This window comes from Micromonospora tulbaghiae (genome assembly GCF_900091605.1).
Classification (GTDB): domain Bacteria; phylum Actinomycetota; class Actinomycetes; order Mycobacteriales; family Micromonosporaceae; genus Micromonospora; species Micromonospora tulbaghiae.
Genome location: NZ_FMCQ01000003.1, coordinates 807,335 through 821,655, shown reverse-complemented (window position 1 = coordinate 821,655; position 14,321 = coordinate 807,335). Strand labels below are relative to the sequence as shown.

Sequence of the window (14,321 nt, the reverse complement as noted above, 5' to 3'; positions counted from 1 at the left end):
GACTCGCAGGGCCTGTTCCAGCAGCGTCCGTCCAGCGGGTGGGGCACGGTGGAGCAGATCACCGACCCCGAGTACTCGACCACGGCGTTTCTGAAGGGTCTGAAGCAGGTCGACGGCTGGCAGGACATGCCGCTGACCAAGGCCGCCCAGACCGTCCAGGTCTCGGCCTACCCGGACCACTACGCCCAGTGGGAGCAGCAGGCCGCCGACCTCGTCGCCCAGCACTGGAACAAGTAAGCAAGACAGTGAAAGGCCGGCACCCCGAACCCGGGGTGCCGGCCTTCTCGCGTACCCGATGGGTCAGGCCGGGGGCAGGACGAACGTCCACGTGGTGGTGGTCGTGCTGGCCGCGGCGCCGGTGGCGGTGAGTCCGCCGTAGCTGCCGGTCGGCACGCTGCTCGCCGAGTCGGCGAGCAGGCCGGTCACCCGGCCGCCGCCGGTCTGCGAGGTGTTGCTGCGCACCGCCACGCCGGACGGCGGGGTGAGCGCGGTGGAGGTGCTGTCGCCGTGCAGCCAGTACGACACGGCCCAGCTCTGTGCGGCGGTCACCGGCGCGTACGGGGTGATCCGGGTGGCGGTGCTCGCCGGGTCGGTGGCCCTGGCGAAGACGGGCGCGACCGGGGCGACCCCCCGGTACGCGGCCAGCACCAGGTTGCCCTTCGCCTGACTGTCCAGTGTCACCCGGACCGCCGTTCCGGCGTCACCCGCACTCGCCGTCTTCCACCATGCGGTGGTGGTGGCGAAGCCGCCGTCGAGCCGGTCGAGCCTGGTCCAGCCGCTCACCCCGGTCGGCTCGCCGGTGCCGGTGTGCGTGTTCTGGCTGAGCAGGAGCAGCAGCGTGTCACCGGCCTGCACGCCCGCCGGGACGGTGACCGTGTGGCTGGTCCAGTTGGCGTTCGCGGTGGCCTGGCCGACGAACGAGATCCGCTCCGGTACGGGCGCCACTGTCACGTCGACGGTCGCGGTGCCGGTGGCGCCCCGGTCGTCGGTGACGGTGAGCGTGACCGGGTAGGTGCCGGCGGCCGCGTACGTGTGCGACGTGGTCGGTACGGAGGCGGTGCCGGTGGAGTCCCCGTCGCCGAAGTTCCAGCTGTGGTCCTGGATCGCGCCGTCGGCGTCGGTGGAGGCCGCGCCGGAGAACGTGCACACCAGTCCGGAGCAGGTCGGCGTCAGCGCTGCCACCGGCGCCTGGTTGGCCGGGCCGCCCGATCCCTTCAGGATCTTCACGTAGTCGATGTCGCCGGCGAAGTAGTCGCAGGTGACCTTCGTACCGTCGCACTGGCTCTTGCCGCCGGCGGACAGCGGCCAGGTGTTAGCGATGGTGCCGGTCGGCCCGTTGAGGCGGCTGGTCCGCACGCCGTCGACGTACATCTCCACGTACGCGGAGGTGCGGTTGCAGGTGACCGTGTGCCACTGGCCGTCGGAGATCGGCACGTCCGTGTAGCCGGTACGGGAGGCGCCGTCCGCGCCCCGGAACAGGCACTTCGGCTTGCCGTTCGGCGCCTCGAACTTCCAGTAGCCGCCGGCCGTGTTGCCCTGTCCCTTCTGGAGGATGTTGCCGAAGGAGTACGTGGTCCGGTAGCGGATGGTCACCGAGAAGTCCCCGGCGTCCGGGTTGAAGTCGGTGCTGTGCGGCACCAGGTCGACGTGGCCCGGGACGTACTCCTGGTCGGTGGGCAGGTGGGTGGCGAAGCGGTGGCCGGTCGCCCCGGCGTAGAGCGCGCCGGTGACCACCTCGCCGCCGATCGTGCCGTGGCGGCCGTTGCCGCTGTAGTCGGTCAGGACCGTCGACGACGCCGGCTCGTCCATGCTGAAGAACGCCGCCGTCCGCGTCGCGGTGGCCTGCGCGGGCGCGGCCGAGACCGTCACCCCGGCCGCCGCGACGACTGTCGCCGCCCCTAACCGGGCGGCCGTCCGCCGCCACCGTCCCCGCTCGATCATGTGCATGTGACCGCCTCCCTGCGCATCGGGCATCACAGTGACACGCGCGGTGGCAGCGGCTGAATAACCCGCACGGTGGAGCCGGGTGACCGATGTGGCCGGTACGGACCGTCCGGTGGGATGCGTCCGCCGATCGACCGGCGGCGCCGGCGGGCGGTGAGGGTGACTCTCGGTGGGCGATACTGGGTTTGAACCAGTGACCTCTTCCGTGTCAAGGAAGCGCGCTCCCACTGCGCCAATCGCCCGGGCAATCGCGAGCGGACGACGGGATTCGAACCCGCGACCCTCACCTTGGCAAGGTGATGCGCTACCAGCTGCGCTACGTCCGCGTGCCGCCGGTTCGCGCCGGCGACGGGGTGAACTCTACCCGATGCCAAGATCGCCGTGCGGCAGGCCCCCGCCGCACCCGGTGGCCGTGTGGTTGCGCTGCACGCCGCCGGGGTACTGAGGCCGGTGACAGCACAACCATCCCCCCGAAGGAGGCTGTCGTGGGTATCGGTACGAGCATTTTCCTGATCGCGGTCGGCGCGATCCTCACGTTCGCGCTCAACGCCAGCGTCGGCGGGGTCGACCTCGACGTCGTCGGCTGGATCCTGATGGCGGCCGGCGTCCTCGGCCTGATCATGACCACGCTGGTGTGGGGCCGTCGTCGCCAGGTGGTCACCACCACCGCCGAGCAGCCGGTGGAGTACCGCCGGGTCGAGGAGCGCCGGGACGTCGCCCCGCCGATGTGACAGCGACCGGGGCCGACGGAGCTGATCGGTCCCGGATCGGGCCGGCCGGATCACCCGATCCGGCCGGCTCGTTCTGCTACGGGCGCTCGTCGGCGGTGGCGGCGCGCAGCCCGTACCAGCCGATCGCGGCGACGAGCGCCACCTGGAGCAGGTAGCTCACGACGACCACCGCGCGACCGGCGTCCTGCGGGACCAGCACGAACGCCACGACGTAGACGAGCCCGGCGACGACCAGCGGGCGCGGCATGGTCCGGCCGATCAGGATCCCGGCGAGCGCCAGGACCATGCCGAGGACGATCGCCACCTGGCTGCCGAGGATTGCCGGGAGCAGTCCGTCCAGTTGGTCGTTGAACACGTCGAACAACGCGCGTCCCTCCTGCTCCGACAGGACGGCCGGGTCGGCGGCGTAGGCGAACGGCAGCACCTCCGCGGTGATCGCCAGCGCGAACACCACACCGCCGAGGCCGGCCAGGAAGGCCCCCACCAGGTTCAGCACGCCCGCGCGGCCACGGGCGAGACCGACGATGAACACCGCCGCGGCGATCCAGGAGACGGCGTACGCGGGCCCGCCCAGGTAGATGTTCATGGGCCAGTACGCGGACCCCAGATCGCGTACGTCGTCGTAGTGGATCGCGCCGTCGAACGGCGGCTCCCACAACATGAACAGGGTACGGCCGGCCAGGGCCACCAGGAGCAGGACGAAAAGCGCCACGAGCGCGGCGCGGCGCAGCTTCGGTACGGGCACGGTGTTCGGTACGGGCACGGTGGGAGCCTCCGTCGATCGGGTGTCGCCCCACCGTGCCGAGACACCACCGGCCCGGGCATCGGCCTCAACACCTATCTTCGGGAAAGCCCTGATCAGCGCCGCTGTCGTGCGTGCTCCAGCCAGATCCGCGCCGCCCGTACCCGCCGGTTCGTGTCGCCGCCCGGGGTCAGGTCGAGCTTGACGAAGATGGCGCGCAGGTGGGCGTCGACGGTGCGCTCGGAGACCACGAGCTGCGCCGCGATCCCGGCGTTGCTGGCGCCTTCGGCGAGCGCGGCGAGCACCTCACGCTCGCGCGCCGTCAGCCCTCCGACCGATGCCGGAACCGGACCGACCGATGCCGGAACCGCACCGGCCGACGCCGGGGCAGGCACTCCCGCGCCGGCCGACGCCGGGGCATGCACCGCCGCACCGGAGGCGTCCGGTGGCGCGTCGCCTACCGACGTACCCTCCGCGCCGCCTCGCGGCGTCACCGGCGCTGCCACCGACACTGCCGGCGCGGCGGTGAGTAACGCCGCCAGCCGGCCGGTGCCGGCCCACGCCCCGCCACCCACCACGACCGTCAGCGCGGACACGACCAGGGCGACCGAGGTCGGGCCCAGGGACGAGCCCGGAGCGGCGGCGAGCGTGCCGACGCCGACGACCAGGAGGGCCGCGGCGGCCAGGCCGGTGGCGCGCACCACAGTGCCGACCCGGCGAGGCTCGGTGGCGCCCCGCGCGGCGGTGACCGCGCAGGCCACGGCGAACACGGCGGTGCCGGACAGGGCCACCAGGAACGCGACCGAGCCCAGCGACGGCTCGACGTCACCGGGGGCGCGGGCGATCGCGAGGAGCAGGCAGAAGACGACAGTCAACGGCGCCGCGGTGGTGGCCGCGGCGGCCACGCCGAGCCGCGCCCGCACGGTGTGGTGCGAGCCGAGGGCGGCCCGCCAGAGCGTCACCGGCAGCAGGAGCAACGCCGCCACGCCCAGCAGGGTGACGGCGGCGCCGACCGGGGCGAACGCGGTACGCCAGGACTCCCCCGCGATCGTCGGCAGCCCGTCGAACGGCTCGGTCGCCGTCGTCAGCAGCGCGTTGACGAGCGTGGCCGCACCGAGGACGAGACCCACGTACCGGTGCGCCTTCGGGGTGACAGTGCCGGTGCGGACGGCGGCCGAGGCGGTCAGTTGCAGGAGCGCGAGCGGCGGGATCCACGCCGAGTTCCACGCCGCGACGGCCGGACCGGCCCACCGGTGCCCGGCCGCGACGGTGGCCACCGCCAGGACGGCGAACCCCAGGTACGCCAGCAGCGACGCGGCGAGCCCGGCCGCCAGCCGCCCGGCGGCGCGGTGGCCCGACCGGGCGAGCCGGGACGCGGCGACTGCCGCGGCCACTGCCGCCACGGCCAGGGCGAGAGTGCCGGCCGGCTCGGTCGCGAAGCCGCCGTGACCGGCCGCACCCAGGCCGGCGAGCGCGACGACGCACGCCCCCGCCGTGGCCCCCGTGACGACGGGCAGGCCCAGCAGCGCGGGCATCGGGCGGACGGAGGCGGTCACCCGCGGCTCCCCCGCCGGGGCGACCCGGCACCCGGCCGCCGATCGGCGGTTTCCCGGATCGGATGCGCGACGGCGGCCACCAGACCATTCAACCCGGTACCCCGCCCCGCGGTCGATGCGCCGTCCGGGTCAGCTCCGCATCAGCTCGTTCAGCGCGTCGAAGTCGAGCCCGCCGGCGAGCGCGCCGTACGTCCCGGCGCCGAGCACCTCCGCCGCCGCCCGCTGGGCCACCGCGTACGCGGCCTCGGCCACCGCCGGTCCGATGCTCACCCGGGCCACACCGAGCGCGGCCAGCTCGGCGATCGGCGGCGCGCCCGGCCCGGCCAGCACGTTCAGCGGCGCCGGGATCGCCGCCGCCAGCGCGGCCACCGTCTCCGGTTCCACGGTTCCGGGTACGAAGATCCCGTCCGCGCCGGCCGCCAGGTACGCCTCGGCGCGCGCGACCGTCTCGGGTACGCCGCCGGCCCGGCGCAGACAGGTGTCCACCCGCGCGTTGACGTACAGCGGGATGCCGGCGCGGTCGGCGGCGGTCCGGACGGCGGCCAGCCGGGCGACCTGCTCGTCGACCGGGCGCAGCGGGTCTCCGCCGTCGTGCCGGGAGTCCTCCACGTTGACGCCGACGGCCCCGGCCGCGAGCACTGCGGTGATCGTCTCGGCGACCTCTTCGGGGCTGTCGCCGTACCCGGATTCGATGTCGGCGGTGACCGGTACGCCGACCGCGCCGGCCACCCGGCGGATGACGTCGACGGCGGTGTCCCGGGCGAGCGCGTCGCCGTCCGGGGCGCCTCGGCTCCACGCGACCCCGGCGCTCGTGGTCGCGACCGCCCGGGCGCCGGCCGCGGCGACGATCCGGGCGCTCAGCGCGTCCCAGGCGTTGACCAGGATCAGTGGTTCACCGGGCAGGTGCAGGGCGCGGAACTGCCGGGCTCGGGTCTGCTGATCGTCCACCGGGCCAGTCTGGGCGGGGTGCTCCGGCCGCGGCAATGGCCAGCGGCGCGGCACTGGACTGATCGATGACGACGAGAAAGGCCGTGTCGAATGATCGACACGGCCTTTCCGCTGGTGGGCGATACTGGGTTTGAACCAGTGACCTCTTCCGTGTCAAGGAAGCGCGCTCCCACTGCGCCAATCGCCCTCGTCTAATGCCGAGGTGGAGACGGGATTTGAACCCGTGTACACGGCTTTGCAGGCCGTTGCCTCGCCTCTCGGCCACTCCACCGAGGTTGCCCCCGAACTGCGTGGCGGCATCTCCGAGCGGACGACGGGATTCGAACCCGCGACCCTCACCTTGGCAAGGTGATGCGCTACCAGCTGCGCTACGTCCGCACGCCCCCGGTGTTATCCGGTGACGGATGAGAACTTTAGCCGAGCTCGGAACGGTTGCCAAATCGGGTCCCCTTCCGGCGCGTCCGGCTGTGGCCGCCGCCCCACCCCACAGGTTTCCTAGGAACCTGGGTGGCTGGCCTCCGGGTCGGCAGGCAGGGCCGCGACCTGCGGAATCCGCTCGGCGAGCCGAGTGTCCGGCATCCGACTGTCCTGCCGCCGACCGGCCGCCTCGGTAACTCCCCGTGGTCATACGGATGGGTTACCGTAACGCCGTGACGAGACGAGCCGCCGAGATCCGCCTGGACGCGCTGCTGCGTACGGCCTGCGAGGTGATCGCGGAGCGAGGGCTCGCCAACACCCGCACCGCGGACGTGGCCGAGGCCGCCGGGGTCAGCCAGGCGCTCGTCTTCTACCACTTCGCGACGAAGGACCGCCTGCTCGCGCAGGCCTTCGCGTACGCGGTCGAGCAGGATCTGGCCCGCCTCGACGCGGTGCTGCGCTCCTCCGCCCCGCCGCTGGCGAAGCTGCGCCGGATGCTGCGCCTCTACGCGCCGACCGGCCGGGCCACCTCCTGGTCGATGTGGATCGACGGCTGGGCGGAGTCGCTGCGTACGCCGGAGTTGGAGAAGCTCTCCCGCCGCCTCGACCTGCGGTGGCGGCAGGACCTGGCCGCGGTGATCACCGCCGGGGTCGCCGAGGGCACGTTCGACTGCCCCGACCCGGCCGGCGCGGCCTGGCGGATCAGCGCGGTGATGGACGGGCTGGCGGTCCAGCTCGCGGTGCACGAGCGGGTGATCACCCGCCGGCAGATCGCCGAGTGGATCCGCCTGGTGGCCGCCAGGGAGCTGGGCCTGGAGCCCAGCCAGCTCGACTGACTGCCCGCATCCACTCCCCCTGTCCGCACCGGCCGCCCTCGCGCCGTTGATCAAGGACTTTGCGTCCCGGAACGGCCCTGGCGGAGACCCAAACTCCTTGATCACCGGGGAAGACCCTGGGGCAGGGCGTCAGTGCCAGCGAGGACGGGGGCGGTCGAAGGAGCGCGGGAGTTCGGGGTCGGCGGCGGGGCGCAGCAGGCGGCGCATCCGCAGCAGCAGACCGGCGCCGAGGAACAGCAGCAGCCCGCCGAGCAGAAACGCGGCCTGCACCAGCCCGAATCCGCCGCTGTCCGCCACCGGCCGCCCGGCCACGCCACCCGGTGCCGGAGGCTCCACCACCGCGGCGTCGGTCGGCTCGTCGGTGGGCTCCTCGTCGGGCGCCTCGGTGGACGGCTCGCCGGTCGGGGTCTCGGTGGGCTCCGCGCTGGTGGGTGCCGGTGTCGGCGAAGCCTCCTCCTCCCCCACCACCTCACGGGAGGCGGTCCGCCGGGCCAGCAGCCGCAACTGCGGGTCGTACGCCTCGGCGGCGAAACTCACCCGGCCGCGCCCGACGTCCTCGGCGAACGCCACCCGGTAGCGAGCGGTCACGGTACGGCCGGGGCAGAGCACACCCGGGTCGAGTTGCCGGTCGGTGAGCCGGGCGGTGTCTCCCTCGGTGCGGATCTCCAGCGGGAACGATCCGCTGTCCTCCACCCGGTCCACCTTGAGCTGGTCCAGCCGCAGGCCCTGCACCCGCACCAGCATCGACCAGCGCACCTTGACACAGCCGCCCCCGTCGGAGCGGGACACCACGGCGGACAACGTCTCCACCCGGTTCCCGGCGGTGAACTCGTCCGGCAGGCCGCTCAACTCGGTGGAGAAGGCCGCCGCCGCCCGCGCCGGCAGGGCTCCGCCGTACCCGGTCCCGGCCACGAAGGTCAGCACCAGTCCGATCCGCAGCGCGTGCCGCCACCCGCTCACCAGGCCTCCTCACCCTCGGTCGTGTCCACAGGCAACGCTAGGAGCGCACCGGGCACGCCGGTAGACGGGCGTGTTCGCATCCAACGCCACAACACGAGGGCTGTTTCACCGAGCGTGGTGAACCGGTCACGGCCCCGCCGCGACACGCCCGGGATGCGGGCCCGGAAGCCGGGTGGGACACAATTCTCCGGTGTCCGAGCTGTCCGCCGCGTTCGTCCGGCTGCACGCCCGCCTCGCCCCGGTGGCGTTCGTCCCCGAGGTGCTGCTGCACCAGGCCGACGAGCCGATCGGCCTGTGGGAGCTGACCGAGGGCGAGTTCCGCAGCTCCCAGCCACCGCCGTTCTGGGCGTTCGCCTGGGCCGGCGGGCAGGGTCTGGCCCGCTACGTCACCGACCACCCCGAGGTGGTCGCCGGCCGCCGGGTGCTCGACCTGGCCTCCGGCTCCGGCCTGGTCGCCATCGCCGCCGCCCGCGCCGGCGCCGCCGCCGCCCGGGCGGTCGAGGTGGACGAGCGGGCCGTGGCCGCCGTCGCGCTCAACGCCGAGGCCAACGGGGTACGCGTCGACGCCGAGCTCGGCGACGTCCTCGACTCCGACGCCGGTGACGCCGAGGTGGTGCTGGCCGGGGACGTCTTCTACAGCGAGGCGATGGCCCGCCGGATGCTGCGCTTCCTGCTCCGGGCCGCCCGCGCCGGCGCCCGCGTCCTGGTGGGCGACCCGGGCCGGGCGTTCCTGCCCCGCGAACGGTTCCACGAGCTGGCCGCGTACGAGGTGCCGGTGTCCGAGGCGCTGGAGAGCGTACGGGTGAAGCACACCACCGTGTGGGAGCTGGACCCGAACCCGCCGGGCGCCCGTCGCTAGCGTTACCGCGTGCTGTTCCGGGGCTGGGGGGAGTCCGTCGACGGACAGTGGCCCGACACGGCCACCGTCGTCGACCACGTCGGCGTGCCGCACCTGGTGGTGACCCGGCACGCGCTCGTCCGCCAGATCCTCACCGACCCGGTGACGTTCCGGCCGGACAACGCGCTCGACGCGGTCACCCCGATCCCGGTGGCGGCGCTGCGGGTGCTCGCCGGGCACCGGTTCCGGCTGCCGCCCACGCTGGCGAACAACGGCGGCGCCGGCCACCCGGAGATCCGCGGCATCGTCGCCGACGCGCTGCACCCGCACCGGGTGGCCGCCCAGCGGCAGTGGCTGACCGGGCTGATCCGGGAGCGGGTGGCCGGGCTGGCGGCGGCGCTGGACGCGGGCCGCCCGGTCGACCTGTACGCGGGTCTCGCCGCCGACCTGCCGCTGCTGGTGCTGGCCCGGCTGGTCGAGCTGCCGGACGCGCCGGTCGGCGCGGTGAAGGACTTCGCCCGCGCCGCGCTGGAGCTGTTCTGGGCGCCGCTCGACTCCGCCCGGCAACTGGCGCTCGCCGCCGAGGTGGGCCGGTTCCACACCGTGCTGCGCGAGTTCGCCGCGACCGGGGGCGGGCTCGCCGCGCGGCTGCGCGAGGCCGGGCACTCCCCCGACGTGGTCGTCGGGGCGCTGTTCTTCCTGCTGATCGCCGGTCAGGAGACCACCTCGCAGTTCCTCACCCTGCTGCTGCACCGGCTGTCCGGCGAACCGGCGGTACGGGCCGGGCTGCGCGCCGGTGAGATCGGCGTGGACGACGTGGTCGAGGAAGGGCTGCGGCTGGAGCCGCCGATCGTCACCTGGCGGCGGGTGGCAGCCGTCGACACGACGCTCGGCGAGGTGCCCGTACCGGCGGGCACCAGCGTGGTCGCGTGGCTGGCCCGTGCCGGGCGCGACCCGGCCGTGGTCGACGCGCCGGGCGAGTTCCGTCCCGGGCAGCCCGGCTCGCGGCGGCACCTGGCGTTCGGCGCCGGGCCGCACCGCTGCGTCGGCGCGCAGCTGGCCCGGATGGAGGCCGCCGTGGTGGTCGCCGAGGCCACCGCGCTGCTCGACGGCGTGACGGTGGTGCGTCCACCGTGGTGCCCGGACAACCTCACCTTCCGGATGCCGGACGCGTTCGTGGTCCGTCGCACCTGACGAAAGTCAGTGTCGGCCGCTGCCGTTCGACGGCGGTGCGGCACCCCCGCCGGCCCATAGCGTCGCCGCATGATCACAATTCGCGCGTTGACGAAACGGTTCGGCGACGTGACAGCCGTCGACGACCTGACCGTCGAGATCCGCCCCGGGCAGGTCACCGGGTTCCTCGGCCCGAACGGCGCCGGCAAGTCCACCACCATGCGGATGGTGCTCGGCCTGGACCGGCCCACCGCCGGGCAGTCCCTGGTCAACGGGCGGGACTACCGCACGCTGCGACACCCGCTGCACGAGGTCGGCGCGCTGCTCGACGCGACAGGCGTGCACCCGGCCCGCTCCGGCGTGGCGCACCTGCGGGCGATGGCGCGCAGCAACGGCGTACCGGCCCGGCGGGTGACCGAGGTGCTCGACCTGGTCGGCCTGGACGCCCGCGCCGCCGGCAAGCCGGGCCGGGCGCTGTCGCTGGGCATGGGTCAGCGGCTCGGCATCGCCGGCGCGCTGCTCGGCGACCCGCCGGTGCTGCTGCTCGACGAGCCGGTCAACGGACTCGACCCGGACGGGGTGCGGTGGATCCGCGGGTTCACCCGCCGCCTCGCCGACGAGGGACGCACCGTCCTCGTCTCCAGCCACCTGATGAGCGAGATGCAGCAGACCGCCGACCGGGTCGTGGTGATGGGGCGCGGCCGACTGGTGGCCGACGCGCCGCTGGCCGAGCTGATCGCCGCCCGGCCCGCCGCGTCGGTCCGGATACGCGGGCCCGAGCCGGCCGCGCTCGCCGCGCTCGGCGACCGGCTCGCCGCCGAGGGCGCGACTGTCACCACCGACGGGGGCGGGATGTCCGTCGCCGGCAGCACCGCCGGCCGGGTCGGCGACCTGGCGCACGAGATGGGGGTACGCCTGCACGAGCTGGCCCCCGTCGCCCCCTCCCTGGAGGAGGCGTTCCTGGAGCTGACCGCCGACAGCGTGGAGTACGCCGCCGGCGCGACCGGAGGTGGAACCCGATGACCGCACAGTCCACGCTCGACCCGGCCCGGCGGACCGCCCGGCCCGCCCTGCCGGACATCCGCTCGCCGGGGCGGTGGCCGCCGAGTGGACGAAACTCTGGTCGGTGCGCTCCACCTGGTGGACGCTGCTCGCGGCGGTGCTGACCATGGCGGCCACCAGCGCCCAGCTCGCCATCTACGCGCGCAACGCCAACACCGACGACGACCCGGCGAACAACCCGGGCGTGGTGGGTGTCGGCGAGATCGTGGCCGGGTCGCTGGAGCTGACCCAGTACGTGGTGCTGGCGCTCGGCCTGTTCGCGATCACCAGCGAGTTCACCACCGGCACGATCCGCACCACGCTGCGGTGCACCCCGTCGCGGGGGCGGGTGCTGGCGGCCAAGGCGGTGGTGGTGGGCGCGGTGACGTTCGGCCTCGGGCTGCTGCTCGGCACTGTCGGCGCGGTGACGGCCCGGCCGGTGCTGGGCGAGTGGGGCCGCGCCCCGCTGGGCGGCACGGTGGCCGACGTGGTCGCCGCCGCGGCGTACCTGGCGCTGATCGGTGTGCTGGCGCTCGGCCTGGCGGCGGCGCTGCGCGGCGCGGTGCTGGCCCTGACCGTGCTGTTCGCGCTACTGATGATCGTGCCGCTGTCGTTGCAGGAGCCGGACATCACGGTGCTCACCCGGATCGCCGACGCGTTCCCCGGCGTGGCGGGCAACCACTTCCTGGCCGGGGACACCGAGCCGTACCCGGCGGCGGCGGGGCTTCTGGTGCTCGCCGCCTGGACCGCCGCCGCGCTGGCGCTGGGCCGGTGGGCACTGGCGCGACGCGACGCCTGAGCGGGGCGGGGCTGGTCAGCCGGCGGGCGGGACCAGCCCCGCCTCGTACGCGAGGATCGCCGCCTGCACCCGGTTGCGCACGTCCAGCCGGGTGAAGATGCTGGTCAGGTAGCTCTTCACGGTGCCCTCGACCAAGTACAGCCGGCGGGCGATCTCGGCGTTGGACAGTCCCGCCCCGACCAGCGCCAGCACGTCGCGTTCCCGGTCGGTCAGCCCGGCCAGCCGGTCCCGCGCGTACGGGCCCCGGGCGAGCTTGCCCCCGCTCAGCTCGATCACCCGGCGGGCCACCCGCGGCGACAGGTACGCCCCGCCGTCGGCCACCGCCCGCACCCCGGCCAGCAGTTCGCGCGGGTCACCGGACTTGAGCAGGAACCCGGAGGCGCCGTGGCCGAGCGCGCGGGCGATCAGGTCGTCGTCGCCGAACGTGGTGAGCATGACCGCCGCCGTCTCCGGCACCAGCCGGCGGATCTGCGCGGCGGCGCTGAGCCCGTCGCAGCGGGGCATCCGGATGTCCAGCAGCGCCACCCGGGGCCGGTGCGCGCGGACCAGTTCCACCGCCGCGAGGCCGTCGCCCGCCTCGCCGACCACCTCGATGCCGGGGTCGGCGGCCAGGATCGCCCGGACCCCGGCCCGGACCAGGGCCTCGTCGTCGGCGAGCACCACCCGCAGCGGACGGTCGTGGTCGTCGCTCATGGTGCGATCTGCTCCTTGCTGACCAGCCGCCCGTCGGCGAAGCAGAGCCGCCAGGTCGCCTGGGCGAACGGGAAGTTGCCGTCGGTGTAGAACTCGCAGCCCGGCACGGCGCCGGTCGCGGGCGGGTCGGCCTGGCGGCGGGGCAGCCCGAGCGCGTCACGCGGCTCACCCAGCCGCAGCCGTTCGTAGCCGGCCCGGTCCAGGACGGCGCCGGCCGTGGCGAGCGGGTAGTAGACGAGCGCCAGCACCAGTGCGAGCCCGGCGGGCGCGCCGATCGCGACGAGCAGGCTGCGCCGCACCCGCCGCCGGGCCTCCCGCAGCCGCCGGGCCGCGTCCCCGGGCTCACCCCGCCGGGGTACGCCGGCACCGGCGAGCGGGTCGGCGTCCGCGACGTCGTCACCGTCACCGGCTCCGTCGGCCGGGCCGGTGACCGGCGCCCCGGCGTCAGCCCGGCCGGGCGGGACACGCGCCCCGTCGAGCAGGCCGGTGGCGGGCAGCCCGGCGTCCGGCCCGTCCAGCGGGACGCGTGCGGTGACCGCCCAGCCGCCGTCGCGCGGGCCGGCGTCCAGGGCGCCGCCGGCGAGGCGTACCCGCTCGCGCAGCGCCAGCAACCCGGAGCCGTGCGACGGCGGTCCGGGCAGCGGACCGGCCGGCGGCGGCGCGTTCACCACCGCGACGGTCACCGCATCGGTGTCGTGTGACACCTCGACGGTGACCGGGGCGCCCGGGGCGTAGCGGGCGGCGTTGGTGAGCGCCTCGCGGACCACCCGGTGCACGGCGTGCGCGGGCAGCGGCGGCAGGTCCGCCTCGTCGGTACGCAGGTCGACTGTCATCCCGGCGTCGCGCGCGCCGTCGACCACGTCGGCGACGGTCTCCCCCGGCGGCCGCAGGCTGCGTTCCTCGCGCAGTACGCCGATCACGTCGTGCAGGCGTTCGGTGGCGGCGGCGACGCTCGCCCGCAGCTCCCCGGCCGCCGCCCGGTGTGCCGGGGACAGGTCCGGCGCCAGTTCCAGCGCGCCCGCCCGCAGCGCGATGAGGCTCAGGTCGTGGCCGAGCGAGTCGTGCATGTCCTGGGCGATGCGGGCCCGCTCGCGCAGGCGTACCCGCTCGACCTCGGCCCGGCGCTCGGCCTGCGCGTGCCGCAGCCCGGCGTCGGCGAGCGCGCGGTGCTGCCGCCGCAGCCGGCCCAGCAGCCAGGGGAACACCCCGGCGAACAGCAGCACCGAGGAGAGCAGGAACCAGGTGGACGGCTCGGTGCCGAGCAGCCCGAGGTTGAGCACCGAGCCGGTGAGCGCGATGGCGGCGAAGACGGCAGCGGCCGGCGCGGCCCGGTCACTGCGCCGCCCGGCCAGGTAGCCGAAGACCGGGATGGCGAACACCACGTTGCCGTCGACGAGCGAGCCGGCCACCACCGCGAGCACCGCGACCAGCGGCCACCGGCGCCCGATCCACACCGCCATGCCGAGCAGCGCCAGCGCGGCGGCCAGCGGCGGCAGCTCGCCGATCTGCGGCGGGGTGAACCGGCCGTACGCGACGGGTGCCGCGAGCACGGCCCAGAGCAGCAGGTCACCGGCCCGGCGCTGGTGTTCGCGGGGTTCCACGGCGGTCACGCTACCCACGTCCGGCCGGGCCGGGCACCGACG

13 protein-coding genes, 5 tRNA genes and 1 pseudogene are annotated in these 14,321 nt (G+C 74.8%); 7 read left to right on the top strand and 12 right to left on the bottom strand.

The genetic code is table 11. The annotated features are described in order from the left end of the window. Positions 1–237 (top strand): annotated as a pseudogene (locus GA0070562_RS12765) (hypothetical protein); the annotation flags it as partial. A 63-nt stretch (positions 238–300) separates the two neighbouring features. Here the strand turns inward: GA0070562_RS12765 and GA0070562_RS12760 are convergent. The 3 genes from GA0070562_RS12760 to GA0070562_RS12750 form a co-directional block, all read right to left on the bottom strand. Continuing rightward, on the bottom strand, positions 301–1,947 hold the full coding sequence (locus tag GA0070562_RS12760) for a PKD domain-containing protein (RefSeq protein ID WP_175438711.1): 1,647 nt from the start codon (positions 1,945–1,947) through the stop codon (positions 301–303). Positions 1,948–2,114: 167 nt separating this feature from the next. Next, positions 2,115–2,186: transfer RNA gene (locus tag GA0070562_RS12755), tRNA-Val, on the bottom strand. A gap of 11 nt (positions 2,187–2,197) precedes the next feature. Beyond that, a tRNA-Gly gene (locus GA0070562_RS12750) sits at positions 2,198–2,270 on the bottom strand. Positions 2,271–2,429: 159 nt separating this feature from the next. Between GA0070562_RS12750 and GA0070562_RS12745 the strand changes: the two genes are divergently transcribed. Continuing rightward, positions 2,430–2,675, top strand: a complete 246-nt coding sequence (locus tag GA0070562_RS12745; RefSeq protein WP_013284878.1) for a DUF6458 family protein — start codon at positions 2,430–2,432, stop codon at positions 2,673–2,675. A 76-nt stretch (positions 2,676–2,751) separates the two neighbouring features. Here GA0070562_RS12745 and GA0070562_RS12740 read toward each other — a convergent pair whose 3' ends face one another. From GA0070562_RS12740 to GA0070562_RS12715, 6 genes are all read right to left on the bottom strand, one after another. Then, positions 2,752–3,438 carry a hypothetical protein gene (locus GA0070562_RS12740; RefSeq protein ID WP_091420153.1) on the bottom strand — a complete coding sequence of 229 codons (687 nt, stop codon included), beginning with the start codon at positions 3,436–3,438 and terminating at the stop codon, positions 2,752–2,754. A 95-nt stretch (positions 3,439–3,533) separates the two neighbouring features. Further along, the gene (locus GA0070562_RS12735; RefSeq protein WP_091420151.1) at positions 3,534–4,973 is read right to left on the bottom strand and encodes a helix-turn-helix transcriptional regulator; all 1,440 of its coding nucleotides are present in this window, start codon (positions 4,971–4,973) and stop codon (positions 3,534–3,536) included. A 129-nt stretch (positions 4,974–5,102) separates the two neighbouring features. After that, complete coding sequence (locus GA0070562_RS12730) at positions 5,103–5,921, bottom strand: isocitrate lyase/PEP mutase family protein (protein WP_091420148.1); 819 nt, start codon at positions 5,919–5,921, stop codon at positions 5,103–5,105. Between the two features lie 112 nt (positions 5,922–6,033). Continuing rightward, positions 6,034–6,108: transfer RNA gene (locus tag GA0070562_RS12725), tRNA-Val, on the bottom strand. Between the two features lie 13 nt (positions 6,109–6,121). After that, a tRNA-Cys gene (locus GA0070562_RS12720) sits at positions 6,122–6,192 on the bottom strand. Positions 6,193–6,226: 34 nt separating this feature from the next. Then, positions 6,227–6,299, bottom strand: a tRNA-Gly gene (locus tag GA0070562_RS12715). A 272-nt stretch (positions 6,300–6,571) separates the two neighbouring features. Here GA0070562_RS12715 and GA0070562_RS12710 point away from each other — a divergent pair. Further along, entirely contained in the window at positions 6,572–7,174 is a 603-nt protein-coding gene (locus tag GA0070562_RS12710; protein WP_091420285.1) for a TetR/AcrR family transcriptional regulator, read from the top strand. Between the two features lie 129 nt (positions 7,175–7,303). On the opposite strand, the gene GA0070562_RS12705 is transcribed toward GA0070562_RS12710, so the two are convergent. Next, positions 7,304–8,134 (bottom strand): hypothetical protein, encoded by an 831-nt coding sequence (locus tag GA0070562_RS12705; RefSeq protein ID WP_091420146.1) that lies wholly within the window; start codon positions 8,132–8,134, stop codon positions 7,304–7,306. A gap of 190 nt (positions 8,135–8,324) precedes the next feature. On the opposite strand from GA0070562_RS12705, the gene GA0070562_RS12700 reads away from it, so the two are divergent. The 4 genes from GA0070562_RS12700 (at position 8,325) to GA0070562_RS12685 (ending at position 11,985) form a co-directional block, all read left to right on the top strand. Beyond that, the gene (locus tag GA0070562_RS12700) at positions 8,325–8,993 is read left to right on the top strand and encodes a class I SAM-dependent methyltransferase (protein WP_091420143.1); all 669 of its coding nucleotides are present in this window, start codon (positions 8,325–8,327) and stop codon (positions 8,991–8,993) included. Positions 8,994–9,002: 9 nt separating this feature from the next. Next, entirely contained in the window at positions 9,003–10,166 is a 1,164-nt protein-coding gene (locus tag GA0070562_RS12695) for a cytochrome P450 (protein ID WP_091420141.1), read from the top strand. A gap of 69 nt (positions 10,167–10,235) precedes the next feature. Continuing rightward, positions 10,236–11,168 carry an ABC transporter ATP-binding protein gene (locus GA0070562_RS12690; RefSeq protein ID WP_091420138.1) on the top strand — a complete coding sequence of 311 codons (933 nt, stop codon included), beginning with the start codon at positions 10,236–10,238 and terminating at the stop codon, positions 11,166–11,168. A 103-nt stretch (positions 11,169–11,271) separates the two neighbouring features. Beyond that, positions 11,272–11,985: an ABC transporter permease subunit gene (locus GA0070562_RS12685; RefSeq protein WP_217493422.1), complete on the top strand. Its 714-nt coding sequence runs from the start codon at positions 11,272–11,274 to the stop codon at positions 11,983–11,985. Between the two features lie 15 nt (positions 11,986–12,000). On the opposite strand, the gene GA0070562_RS12680 is transcribed toward GA0070562_RS12685, so the two are convergent. Together GA0070562_RS12680 and GA0070562_RS12675 are read right to left on the bottom strand one after the other, a co-directional pair. Further along, entirely contained in the window at positions 12,001–12,678 is a 678-nt protein-coding gene (locus GA0070562_RS12680; protein WP_091420133.1) for a response regulator transcription factor, read from the bottom strand. Further along, positions 12,675–14,279, bottom strand: coding sequence for a sensor histidine kinase (locus GA0070562_RS12675; protein WP_254663782.1), 1,605 nt, complete (start codon positions 14,277–14,279; stop codon positions 12,675–12,677). The genes GA0070562_RS12680 and GA0070562_RS12675 overlap by 4 nt, the downstream gene beginning before the upstream one ends. Positions 14,280–14,321: the final 42 nt, after the last annotated feature.